Origin of the sequence: Alistipes sp. i18-0019-D1 (assembly GCF_042852885.1) — a bacterium.
In the GTDB taxonomy this organism is placed as follows: domain Bacteria; phylum Bacteroidota; class Bacteroidia; order Bacteroidales; family Rikenellaceae; genus Alistipes.
Genome location: NZ_AP031424.1, coordinates 1,065,721 through 1,077,850, shown reverse-complemented (window position 1 = coordinate 1,077,850; position 12,130 = coordinate 1,065,721). Strand labels below are relative to the sequence as shown.

The following is a 12,130-nucleotide window of genomic DNA, read 5'->3' as shown; positions in this document are numbered from 1 at the left end:
GATAACTGTTATGAATGGTTTACGTACGGCCCTCCTGGCCGCTCTGCTTTTTTTGACGACGCTCCGCGCTTTTCCGGCCGGTCCGCTCGACCGTGTGAGGCAAGCCTTTGTCGACGTGTCGGTGATGTCCTATGCCCCGGACGGGGAGACGACCGAACGTTTTGTCCGCTATTCCGATTACGGGAGGGCGAACGACGTGCTGCTGCTCCAGCTTTACACGTCGGTCCACCTTCCGGATGCCGAGGTCCGGCGTCTGCTGGGACTGTTCGACGCGGGCGGATTCTGGACCGATATCGACTACGACGACCGGACGAGGGGGCGGTGGCAGCCGTCGCTGCACCTGACACGGATGTACGCCCTGGCGAAACTCTATGCCGACCCTGCGTCGGCGTGGCATGGCGACGGGCGTATCGGCGGCCTGCTGCACGAGGGGCTTGCCTACTGGTATGCGAAGAAGCCGTCGTCGCTGAACTGGTGGCACGGGGAGATCGGGGTTCCCAAGAAACTCGCCGCGATTCTGCTGATGATCCGCGGCGAACTTTCTGCTCCGGAACTGGAGCAAGGGCTGCGGATCATCGAGCGTTCGCGCTTCGGCCGCACGGGGCAGAACAAGGTATGGCTGGCCGGGAACAACCTGATGCGCGGGCTGCTGACGGACGACGAGGCACTCGTCGCCGAGGCCCGGGATCAGATCGCCGGGGAGATCGTCGTCACCGACGGCGAGGGCATTCAGGCCGACTGGTCGTTTCATCAGCATGGGCCCCAGATTCAGTTCGGGAACTACGGACTGGCCTATGCCGAGGGCATCTCGTTCTGGCTCCGGGTTCTCGACGGAACGCCTTATATGTTTTCGGACGAGCAGTGCGCCGTCATCGAGAACCTGATGCGGGAGGGTATTTGCCGGAGCATCTGGCGGGGTGTGATGGACCCGAGTTTCTGCGGCCGGCAGGTGTTTATCGACAGCGGTCCGGGAAAAGCCTTGTCGGCAGCCGTCGCTGCGGAGAACATCGCGGCGCTGAAAAGACCGGGACATCGGGTTTTCAAGCGGTTTGCCGAAGGTATCCTGACGCCGGACAACCGGTCGGACGGATTGCGCGGACCGCGTTACTACGACCGTTCGGACTGCGGCATCTACCGCACCGGGACATGGTATGCGTCGATCCGCATGCACTCCGACCGTACGATCGGCTTCGAGTTCACGAACCGGGAGAACACCCTTGCCAACTTCTCGGCCGACGGGGCGCTGCTGTTCATGCAGCACGGGCGGGAGTACGACAACATCTTCGCCCATTGGGACTGGCGGATGATTCCCGGGACGACGGCTTACGACGACGGTGCGCCTCTGAAGAGCGACGACTCCGCCGCGGCCAGGAAAAACCGTTCCGGACATGTGGGCGGCCTCGCTTCGGGCGATGTGCTGTGTACGACGATGGAGATCGAGCGCGACGGGCTTCACGCCCTCAAGTCGGCATTCTTTTTCGGGGACCTCGTCGTGGCGCTGGGCGCGGACATCCGCAGTTCCGACGCCCGGATTTTCCGGATCGCCACGGCTCTGGATCAGACGCACCTTGCGGGTCCGGTAACCCGGGGCGGGGCGGCCGAGGCTTCCGGCGGCCTGCCGTGGGTGCATCACGACGGCCGGGGGTATGTGTCGCTGGACGGCGCTCCGATTGCGGTCAGCACGGAGGTTCAGGAGGGGAAATGGGACCTGATAGACCCTTTTTACAGGGACAAAACCCAGCGGGGACCGGTTTTCAAATGCTGGTTCGGGCACGATCCGGCCCGGACGGGTGGCTATGCCTACGCTTTTCTGCCGTGCCGCGACGCGAAACGGACCGAACGGTTCGCGCGGAATCCGGCCGTGCGAATCCTCCGGAACGATGCCGGATGTCAGGCCGTCGAATACGGGAAAATACGCTGCGCCGTGGTTCACCGGGCCGGGGAGTACCGTTTGGGCGGATGGACGATCACAGCGCCGGAACCGGCGATATACCTCTTCCGCGGCGGCCGGACCGAGGTCCGCAGCCTTCCGCCCGTGAGCAATTCCGCGGACTGATCGTCATGCCGTCGACGGAAAACAAAAATCCCCGTAATCGTCTGATTACGGGGATTACCAGTGCCCAGGACAGGAATCGAACCTGCACGCCTTGCGGCACACGCACCTGAAACGTGCGCGTCTACCTATTCCGCCACCTGGGCATTTCTGGAATTGCGGTGTGCAAAAGTAATACTTTTTTCTGAAACACCAACTCTTTTTTCGAAAAAAATCTACTTGCTGAAGAACTTATACTGAAACAGAAGCAGATAGACGACTGCCACCGAGATGTAAGCATCGGCCAGGTTGAAGATCGCGCCGAAGAAATAGTTGTTGCTGTCGACCAGGAACCGCAGCAGGCGGGGTATGCCGTTCCATTGGAACAGCGGGAAGTAGAACATGTCGACCACCTTGCCCATCATAAACCCGGCGTAGTGTCCCCCGAAGTGCGCCACCGTGTAGGGCGTCGATTCGGAGAAGATCAACCCGTAGAATGCGCTGTCGAGGATGTTGCCCATGGCGCCGGCGAAGATCAGCGCGAGACCGACGATCACTCCCTTGGGCGTGTCTTTGCGTTTGGTGCAGAGGTGGTGCATCAGCCAGCCGATGAATCCGACCATGACGATCCGGAAGATGCCCAGCAGCAGTTTGCCCCAGTCGAAGCCTCCGCGCGAGGCGATGTGCATGCCGAAGGCCGCGCCGTTGTTCTCGATGAACCGCAGCTGGAACCAGTCGGGGAAGACGATGATCGACTCGTCGAGGTGCATGTGGGTTTTGATCCAGATTTTGAGCGCCTGATCTGCGATGAGCAGCAGCACGATGAGCAGCGATATTTTCTTGAAATTCATTTCACGGTATTTTCTGTGGACAAAATTAATAAAAAATCCCGTTTCGGGACGGATGAGCTATAAAATAGTCCGCTCCGAATGGATAAGTTATGAAAAAAATCTAACTTTGAAAACTTAATACAGAGATTATGAAACGAATTTTGCTCGTTTGTGGCCTGTTGGCGTTGTTTTCATGTACCAAAGACCAGACCGGAGTAGCATCCGATGGCGGAACCCAATCCGGGGCGGTTTTCTCCGGATCGCTGTCGAAGGCAGCCAAAGGCACGGTTGCCGTGAAGTTAACGCCTCAAGCTGCTGCCGCAGTCGTGGCACAGCAAACCCGCTCCGGGGAGACTGTCGCCGCCCGCTCGGGAATAGAGGATATTGACGCTGCGCTGGAACGGATCGGCGTTACGCGCTTCGAACGCCTTTGGGCTTACGATCCTGCATGGGAGGATCGCTATTCGGTTACGGGGATCAACCGGTGGTATACGGTTTATTTCGACGAGCATACGGATGTCGCCGAAGTCGGCAAGTTGCTTGCGGAAAGGCCTGGGATTGCTGTCGTGCAATACCCGATCGATCCCAAGTACCGTCGTGTGATGAAAGAGGGGACGGTGAAGCCGTACTTTGTCGAAAACGATTCGAAAGCCAATGTTTCTACCCGGGCCGTTATGGCCATGAACGATCCTTTCCTGAATAAACAGTGGCATTACGATAACCCCGGAACCGGCAACAAATCCAAAACCGGTGCGGATATCAATCTGACCGATGCCTGGAGTCTTTGTACGGGCAGTTCGGACATCATTGTTGCGGTGATCGACGAACCGATCTACACCGAGCATCCCGACCTGAAGGCCAACATCTGGACCAAACCCGGCACCACGTCGGAACACGGCTACAATTTTTACAACCAATCGGCGACGCTCGACTGGAAATCCTCTTACAACGATCCCGATTACGGCATGGTATATGCCGACCACGGTTCGCACGTGGCAGGTGTGATCGCGGCCGTGAACAACAATGGCGTGGGTATCGGAGGCATCGCCGGAGGTGACGGCGGCAATGGCGTGAAACTCATGTCGTGCCAGATTCTGGGCTATGGCGAAAACAATATCGATTACTACTATGCCGACTCCAAGGCGTTTGAGTATGCGCTGAAAAACGGTGCCGTCATCGCCCAGAACAGTTGGGGATGGACCGTCAGTGAGGATACTACGCCGGATGATAACGAGAAGGAGTGGAATTACGGTTATTCCAATGTCGATGCGCTGAAGGATGCGATGAATACCTTTATTCAGTATGCCGGGACGGAGAATCCGGATTCTCCGATTCAGGGCGGTCTGGTGATCTTTGCCGCAGGCAATGACGGCGATCTATGGCAGGATGCCAAAATGTATCCGCCCGCTTATGCTCCGGTGATCGCCGTGGGGGCGATGGACTGGGGGTTTCAGCCCGCTTATTATACCTGTTACGGTTCGTGGGTGGATATCACCGCTCCGGGCGGCGACCAGTCGGTCGATTATTACAACGGAGGTGTTTTCAGTACGATTTTGTGTGATGACGCAATAAATTATGAGGATGGCCGCAAATCGAGCGGTTCCTATGGTTACGGCTTTATGCAGGGGACTTCGATGGCGTGCCCGCACGTATCGGGCGTCGCGGCGCTGGGCCTCTCCTATGCTGCGCAGTTGGGCCGGAAATTCACGGCTGCCGAGTATACGTCGCTGCTGTTGAGTTCGGTGTATGGCATCGATCGGTATTTCGGCGGGACGAAGATTTCTTACGGCTATGACAACGAGAAGATTACACTCGCCATGTCCAACTATGAGAACAAGATGGGCGGCGGATGTATCGATGCGCTGAAACTTTTGTTGGCTATCAAGGGGACCCCTGCGATCTACGTGAAGACGGGCGAGGCGACTGTCGTAGACTTCGCAAGCTATTTCGGCGGTGCGAACAGTAAGGTCGTACTGAAATCGGTTTTGTCGGAAGATTTTGCGAAAGTCGGACTTACTTCGCTTCCCGCATTCAGCGGAACGAAGCTGACGCTCAACTGCCCGAAAGCCGGCGTAACGATATTTACCGTCAAGGCCGAGGCCGGCGATATGGAGATTTCGCGTGAATTCGCCATCGTCTCACGGTCCGGACTCGCGGCGAATGGGGGCTGGCTCTGATTGGTTTTCAGCCGATCGCTTTGCGACGGCTCCTGAAAAGGAGCCGTCGTTTTTGGCTCTCTTTATTAATATATAGGTAAGGGAGGTGTTTTTTAAGAAAATGGAGGTTTTTTCAAAAAAAGATGCGCAAATATTTGCAGGTTCGAAAAAAGTCGCTACCTTTGCATCCGCGTTTGAGAAATACCGGTTCTTACAAATAAGTCGAGGGTTTACAATAAAGGAGCTTGAGGCGGGTTTGTAGTCTGAATTTCAATAAGATGCAAAGTTCTTGAAAAAGTTTTTGGAGGTTCGCAAAAGATTACTTATCTTTGCAGTCCCTTTCGCAGATGTCTCGCAAGAGACTGCGGAAAAAATCTTTAAAAAAGATTTGGCGGATTGAAAAATAACACTTATCTTTGCAATCTCTTTCGCAACCAAAATGCGAAGCTTTTTTAAACTGGTTCTTTGAATTACTGATTATATTTTGAGAGAAAAATTGTAGTATTTATCTGTCAATTTCCTTTTAAAGGATAAACGAATAGTCAGGACTCTAACAATACATTATTTTTATACAATGGAGAGTTTGATCCTGGCTCAGGATGAACGCTAGCGGCAGGCCTAACACATGCAAGTCGAGGGGCATCACAGGTAGCAATACCGGGTGGCGACCGGCGCACGGGTGCGTAACGCGTATGCAACCTACCCATAACAGGGGGATAACACTGAGAAATTGGTACTAATACCCCATAACATCAGAACCGGCATCGGTTTTGGTTGAAAACTCCGGTGGTTATGGATGGGCATGCGTTGTATTAGCTGGTTGGTGAGGTAACGGCTCACCAAGGCAACGATACATAGGGGGACTGAGAGGTTAACCCCCCACATTGGTACTGAGACACGGACCAAACTCCTACGGGAGGCAGCAGTGAGGAATATTGGTCAATGGACGCAAGTCTGAACCAGCCATGCCGCGTGCAGGAAGACGGCTCTATGAGTTGTAAACTGCTTTTGTACGAGGGTAAACGCTTCTACGTGTAGGAGCCTGAAAGTATCGTACGAATAAGGATCGGCTAACTCCGTGCCAGCAGCCGCGGTAATACGGAGGATCCAAGCGTTATCCGGATTTATTGGGTTTAAAGGGTGCGTAGGCGGTTTGATAAGTTAGAGGTGAAATACCGGTGCTTAACACCGGAACTGCCTCTAATACTGTTGAACTAGAGAGTAGTTGCGGTAGGCGGAATGTATGGTGTAGCGGTGAAATGCTTAGAGATCATACAGAACACCGATTGCGAAGGCAGCTTACCAAACTATATCTGACGTTGAGGCACGAAAGCGTGGGGAGCAAACAGGATTAGATACCCTGGTAGTCCACGCAGTAAACGATGATAACTCGCTGTCGGCGATACACAGTCGGCGGCTAAGCGAAAGCGATAAGTTATCCACCTGGGGAGTACGTTCGCAAGAATGAAACTCAAAGGAATTGACGGGGGCCCGCACAAGCGGAGGAACATGTGGTTTAATTCGATGATACGCGAGGAACCTTACCCGGGCTTGAAAGTTACTGACGATTCTGGAAACAGGATTTCCCTTCGGGGCAGGAAACTAGGTGCTGCATGGTTGTCGTCAGCTCGTGCCGTGAGGTGTCGGGTTAAGTCCCATAACGAGCGCAACCCCTACCGTTAGTTGCCATCAGGTCAAGCTGGGCACTCTGGCGGGACTGCCGGTGTAAGCCGAGAGGAAGGTGGGGATGACGTCAAATCAGCACGGCCCTTACGTCCGGGGCTACACACGTGTTACAATGGTAGGTACAGAGGGCAGCTACCCAGTGATGGGATGCGAATCTCGAAAGCCTATCTCAGTTCGGATCGGAGGCTGAAACCCGCCTCCGTGAAGTTGGATTCGCTAGTAATCGCGCATCAGCCATGGCGCGGTGAATACGTTCCCGGGCCTTGTACACACCGCCCGTCAAGCCATGGAAGCTGGGGGTGCCTGAAGTTCGTGACCGCAAGGAGCGACCTAGGGCAAAACCGGTGACTGGGGCTAAGTCGTAACAAGGTAGCCGTACCGGAAGGTGCGGCTGGAACACCTCCTTTCTGGAGAGTGTGACTATTTCGTCGACAGATAGGTCTGCGATTTTCTCTCGAAATAATCAGTAATTTTTAACGTTATACTCGAGTGGGGTTTTCCCGCGGATACAGTCCCGTAGCTCAGTTGGTTAGAGCACTACACTGATAATGTAGGGGTCTGCGGTTCAAGTCCGCACGGGACTACACCGATGCTACACTCGGGGGATTAGCTCAGTTGGCTAGAGCACCTGCTTTGCAAGCAGGGGGTCAAGGGTTCGACTCCCTTATCCTCCACTCGGAATCGAGAGATTCGACGTTCATTGACATGATTAAGGAGATGAGATAGAGTTCCGTCACACAGCTCAATAGGGTGTGATGGAAGTTGTAAGAAAGTAAATAAGGGCGTATGGGGAATGCCTAGGCTCTTGGAGGCGAAGAAAGACGTGGTAAGCTGCGAAAAGCTCCGGGGATTTGCAAACAAGATTTGATCCGGAGATTTCTGAATGGGACAACCCGTCAGGTAGAAGACCTGACACATCGAAAGATGGGCCAACCCTCTGAACTGAAACATCTTAGTAGGAGGAGGAAAAGAAAGAAACATCGATTTCCAGAGTAGCGGCGAGCGAAATGGAAACAGCCTAAACCGGTATTGTTACGGCAATGCCGGGGTTGTAGGACTGCAACATTCGACAGACAACGAACTGGAACGATCTGGAAAGTTCGTCCATAGAGGGTGAAAGACCCGTACAGGTAAGTTCGTCATAAGATAGCAGTATCCTGAGTAGGGCGGGACACGAGGAATCCTGTCTGAATCCGCCGGGACCACCCGGTAAGGCTAAATACTCCCAAGAGACCGATAGTGAACCAGTACCGTGAGGGAAAGGTGAAAAGAACCCCGAACAGGGGAGTGAAATAGAACCTGAAACCATACGCTTACAACCGGTCGGAGCAGCTTCGTGCTGTGACGGCGTGCCTATTGAATAATGAGCCTACGAGTTACTAATCACTGGCGAGGTTAAGTGCACGGATGCACGGAGCCGAAGCGAAAGCGAGTCTGAACAGGGCGGCTAGTCAGTGGTTGTAGACGCGAAACCTTGCGATCTACCCTTGAGCAGGTTGAAGGTTGGGTAAAACCAACTGGAGGACCGAACGAATAAGCGTTGAAAAGCTTCTCGATGACTTGAGGGTAGGGGTGAAAGGCTAATCAAGCTGGGAAATAGCTCGTACTCCCCGAAATGCCTTTAGGGGCAGCGTTGTAATTGAGAGTCTACTGGAGGTAGAGCTACTGATTGGATGCGGGGGCTTCACCGCCTACCAAATCCTGACAAACTCCGAATGCCAGTAGTATGATTTACAGCAGTGAGCGACCGGGTGCTAATGTCCGGTTACGAGAGTGGAACAACACAGACCAGCAACTAAGGTCCCGAAGAGTATACTAAGTTGATCTAACGATGTTTTGCTGCAGAGACAGCTAGGATGTTAGCTTGGAAGCAGCTATTCATTCAAAGAGTGCGTAACAGCTCACTAGTCGAGCGGCAAAGCGTGGATAATAAACGGGCATCAAGTATACCACCGAAGTTCTGGGCACGAAAGTGCGGTAGGGGAGCATTCCATTGACGTCGAAGCCATTCCGCGAGGATAGGTGGAGTTTATGGAAAAGCAAATGTAGGCATGAGTAACGATAATGCGGGAGAGTAACCCGCACACCGCAAGACCAAGGTTTCCTGATCAACGCTAATCGGATCAGGGTTAGTCGGGTCCTAAGGGTAAGCCGAACGGTGATCTCGATGGACAATCGGTTAATATTCCGATACTAACATATACCTCGATGGAGAGACGAAGGAACGTAAGTGACGCCGCCTGACGGAATAGGTGGTTAAAGGGCGTAGGTATAGGGACAGATTAAGAGTTAGTCCTTGCTGAACCCCGACAGTACGGAGCGGCTACGGCCAATCCGATAGTTCACCCAAGTCGACTTCCGAGAAAATCTTCTAAGTTATAGTATATGTTACCCGTACCGTAAACCGACACAGGTGGTCGAGGAGAGTATCCTAAGGTGCTCGAGTGAATCACGGTTAAGGAACTAGGCAAATTAACCCCGTAACTTCGGGAAAAGGGGTCCCACCGCGAGGTGGGCGCAGCGAAGAGGTCCAGGCGACTGTTTATCAAAAACACAGGGCTCTGCAAATTCGAAAGAAGACGTATAGGGCCTGACACCTGCCCGGTGCTGGAAGGTTAAGAGGGGATGTCATCGCAAGAGAAGCATTGAATCGAAGCCCCAGTAAACGGCGGCCGTAACTATAACGGTCCTAAGGTAGCGAAATTCCTTGTCGGGTAAGTTCCGACCTGCACGAATGGTGTAACGATCTGGACACTGTCTCAACCGTGAGCTCGGTGAAATTGTAGTCCCGGTGATGATGCCGGGTACCCGCAACGGGACGAAAAGACCCCGTGAACCTTTACTATAGCTTAACGCTGAATTTGGGTACACAATGTGTAGGATAGGCCGGAGACAGTGAAGCGGGTACGCCAGTATTCGTGGAGTCAACGTTGAAATACGGCCCTTTGTGTACTTGGATTCTAACCCTCGAGAGGGGACACCGTTTGGTGGGTAGTTTGACTGGGGTGGTCGCCTCCAAAAGCGTAACGGAGGCTTCCCAAGGTACCCTCAGCACGAATGGTAACCGTGCGTAGAGTGCAATAGCATAAGGGTGCTTGACTGTGAGACTTACAAGTCGACCAGGTGCGAAAGCAGGGTATAGTGATCCGGTGGTTCTGTGTGGACTGGCCATCGCTCAAAGGATAAAAGGTACTCCGGGGATAACAGGCTGATCGCCGCCAAGAGCTCATATCGACGCGGCGGTTTGGCACCTCGATGTCGGCTCGTCACATCCTGGGGCTGGAGAAGGTCCCAAGGGTTCGGCTGTTCGCCGATTAAAGTGGCACGCGAGCTGGGTTCAGAACGTCGTGAGACAGTTCGGTCTCTATCTGTTGCGGGCGTAGGAAAATTGAGGGGTCCTGACTTTAGTACGAGAGGACCGAGTTGGACGAACCTCCGGTGTATCGGTTATGCTGCCAAGTGTACCGCCGAGTAGCCGCGTTCGGTTTGGATAAGCGCTGAAAGCATCTAAGCGCGAAGCCATCCCCAAGATAAGTTTTCCCTTGAGGGGCGTAGGAGACTACTACGTTGATAGGCTGCAGGTGTAAAGACAGTAATGTCAAAGCCGAGCAGTACTAATTACCCGAACGGCTTTTTTACAGCAATTCTTTATCTCATTTCCCTAATATGTCAACTCTTACCGGGTGCGACGGATTGTGATGATCTAAAGGCATCACTCGCACGGCTTCGATAAACTGAAGCATAGGTTCTTTTAGGTGGTTATAGCAGTGAGGTTCCACCTCTTCCCATTCCGAACAGAGAAGTTAAGCTCACTTACGCCGATGGTACTGCGGTTTTCCCGTGGGAGAGTAGGTAGCCGCCTCTTCAAGCCGGATCCTGATACAGGGTCCGGCTTTCTTTTTTTGGGTTGCGTAGATACGTCGAAGGTTTCATCTTTTAACCCCGGCCTCTTAAGTCGGCCCCCCCCCCTCTTTGGGAAGGGGGGGGCTTTTTCTTAACGCGGGCGGTTTATCGCAACATCCGAACTGCGGGGTAGGACCCGACGAATAAAACCGATTTAAGATAGCGGCGGTTTGTAAAGCGGATCGTTATTTGTCCCGTTCTGTGAGGTATTCGTCGAGGGTGATCGGTGACGGGCGTTTGCGGATCTTCTGTCCGACTTTTTCCCGGACGAGGTAGTAGCTGGCCCGGAGTGTGCGGTTTATCTCGGTCAGGCCCCGGCGCGGCGGGAAGATTTTCATGGTCATCTCCCGGTCCCATTTCCGGGTGAAGAAGCTGCTGTAATAGTCGTCTTCGGGATTTACGAGATATTCGACCCTCTCTTCCCATTCGAGGCGGTTGAGCAGCAGGTTGGGTTCGGACACGTAGAGCATCTTGAACGGTAGCGACTGGTAGGGCAGGTAGTTGAGAAACACCTCGCCGTAGTTGTTGCGGTAGTTGCCCGGCATCCTCTCCTTTTCGTAAAATACGAGTTTGTCGTCGATGAGCAGGATCACCCAGCGGTGCGACTCCTTGGGAAACATCAGTTCGCCGAGCATGCTCGGGGTCTCGATATAGCCGCGTTCGCCGACCCGGACCATCTCTTCGATGAACCGGGCGGGATTGTCGGCATGTTCGAGAACCTGGTTGCAGATCACATAATCGAAAGCGTTTTCGCTGAACGGCAGTTGTTCCCCGTCGGCTTCGACGAACTGCTGGTGGGGGAAAATAAGGATCTTCCCGCAGCGGTGGGTGTCGTCGTGCGGAAATTTGTCGACGATCACATCGGAGCGAAACATCGGGTCGTGTCCGGGACCGATTTCAAGCACCTTGTCCCGGCGTTTAATCCGCAAATCTTGGCGTCCCAGTGGATGGCGGGTTATCATGGCATGAGTTTGAGGTGTGTCTCCGTAAATTCTGGTGAAAACAGACGCCATACGTCCGGATTCACCGTCTGGCCGTACCTATTTCCGCCACCGTTTGAGATTCGGAAAAAACTGCCGCATGCTTGCGACGGCTTCTTCACGGGTATAACTGCTGCCGTCTCCGTGCTTGAATTCCTTGTGGAACTGCGCGCAATGCCGGATCATCTCCTCCATCGTACACTCCTGGGTGAAGGAACCGCCCTTGTAGCAGTAAACGCAGTAATCCGTGCTGGCCGTTCCGTCGGCTTCCGTGCCGAAATCCGCTGCGGCCTGCATCGGCATTCCGCAGCACTGGCAGAAAATCATCTCTTCCACGTTCATGGTCGTTCGTTTTGTGCCCGCGGCGATGAACCCTGATGCCGGAGGACTTGGTTGGTTTTGCAGAGCGCCCGGAGGCGGCTCCTTACGCAAAGGTAAACAATTCCCGCATAGTCCCGTCTTTCGGGGCCTGAAATTTGTCTCCGGGAATGTAAAAACGGCCTTCGGGGAGGATATTCTCCCGAAGGCCGTTCTGTCCGGTGT

At 53.9% G+C, this 12,130-nt stretch carries 5 protein-coding genes, 3 tRNA genes and 3 rRNA genes; 7 read left to right on the top strand and 4 right to left on the bottom strand.

Annotated elements, in window-relative coordinates; genetic code table 11:
- The first annotated feature begins 10 nt into the window (after positions 1-10).
- Complete coding sequence (locus ACGHP5_RS04360; RefSeq protein WP_337757253.1) at positions 11-2,056, top strand: polysaccharide lyase family 8 super-sandwich domain-containing protein; 2,046 nt, start codon at positions 11-13, stop codon at positions 2,054-2,056.
- A 61-nt stretch (positions 2,057-2,117) separates the two neighbouring features.
- Here the strand turns inward: ACGHP5_RS04360 and ACGHP5_RS04355 are convergent.
- Both ACGHP5_RS04355 and ACGHP5_RS04350 read right to left on the bottom strand, forming a co-directional pair.
- Positions 2,118-2,199: transfer RNA gene (locus tag ACGHP5_RS04355), tRNA-Leu, on the bottom strand.
- Between the two features lie 69 nt (positions 2,200-2,268).
- Positions 2,269-2,883 carry a signal peptidase II gene (locus ACGHP5_RS04350; protein ID WP_337657270.1) on the bottom strand — a complete coding sequence of 205 codons (615 nt, stop codon included), beginning with the start codon at positions 2,881-2,883 and terminating at the stop codon, positions 2,269-2,271.
- A 128-nt stretch (positions 2,884-3,011) separates the two neighbouring features.
- On the opposite strand from ACGHP5_RS04350, the gene ACGHP5_RS04345 reads away from it, so the two are divergent.
- From ACGHP5_RS04345 to rrf, 6 genes are all read left to right on the top strand, one after another.
- Positions 3,012-5,039: a S8 family serine peptidase gene (locus tag ACGHP5_RS04345; protein WP_390568122.1), complete on the top strand. Its 2,028-nt coding sequence runs from the start codon at positions 3,012-3,014 to the stop codon at positions 5,037-5,039.
- 550 nt (positions 5,040-5,589) lie between these two features.
- A 16S ribosomal RNA gene (locus tag ACGHP5_RS04340) occupies positions 5,590-7,111 on the top strand.
- Positions 7,112-7,214: 103 nt separating this feature from the next.
- A tRNA-Ile gene (locus ACGHP5_RS04335) sits at positions 7,215-7,288 on the top strand.
- Positions 7,289-7,304: 16 nt separating this feature from the next.
- Positions 7,305-7,378: transfer RNA gene (locus ACGHP5_RS04330), tRNA-Ala, on the top strand.
- A gap of 92 nt (positions 7,379-7,470) precedes the next feature.
- Positions 7,471-10,343: ribosomal RNA gene (locus ACGHP5_RS04325) — 23S ribosomal RNA — on the top strand.
- A gap of 112 nt (positions 10,344-10,455) precedes the next feature.
- A 5S ribosomal RNA gene (gene rrf / locus ACGHP5_RS04320) occupies positions 10,456-10,569 on the top strand.
- Together the 16S, 23S and 5S rRNA genes with 2 tRNA genes alongside form the textbook arrangement of a ribosomal RNA operon.
- Positions 10,570-10,792: 223 nt before the next feature.
- Here the strand turns inward: rrf and ACGHP5_RS04315 are convergent.
- Both ACGHP5_RS04315 and ACGHP5_RS04310 read right to left on the bottom strand, forming a co-directional pair.
- Positions 10,793-11,569: a class I SAM-dependent methyltransferase gene (locus tag ACGHP5_RS04315; RefSeq protein ID WP_390568121.1), complete on the bottom strand. Its 777-nt coding sequence runs from the start codon at positions 11,567-11,569 to the stop codon at positions 10,793-10,795.
- Between the two features lie 78 nt (positions 11,570-11,647).
- Positions 11,648-11,929, bottom strand: a complete 282-nt coding sequence (locus tag ACGHP5_RS04310; protein WP_390568120.1) for a zinc ribbon domain-containing protein — start codon at positions 11,927-11,929, stop codon at positions 11,648-11,650.
- Positions 11,930-12,130 lie beyond the last annotated feature (201 nt).

What these genes read in the sequence shown, in the direction of transcription:
- ACGHP5_RS04310 (WP_390568120.1), bottom strand. Translation starts at nt 11,929, where the DNA reads ATGAACGTGGAAGAGATGATTTTCTGCCAGTGCTGCGGAATGCCGATG.
- ACGHP5_RS04350 (WP_337657270.1), bottom strand. Translation starts at nt 2,883, where the DNA reads ATGAATTTCAAGAAAATATCGCTGCTCATCGTGCTGCTGCTCATCGCA.
- ACGHP5_RS04315 (WP_390568121.1), bottom strand. Translation starts at nt 11,569, where the DNA reads ATGATAACCCGCCATCCACTGGGACGCCAAGATTTGCGGATTAAACGC.
- ACGHP5_RS04360 (WP_337757253.1), top strand. Translation starts at nt 11, where the DNA reads ATGAATGGTTTACGTACGGCCCTCCTGGCCGCTCTGCTTTTTTTGACG.
- ACGHP5_RS04345 (WP_390568122.1), top strand. Translation starts at nt 3,012, where the DNA reads ATGAAACGAATTTTGCTCGTTTGTGGCCTGTTGGCGTTGTTTTCATGT.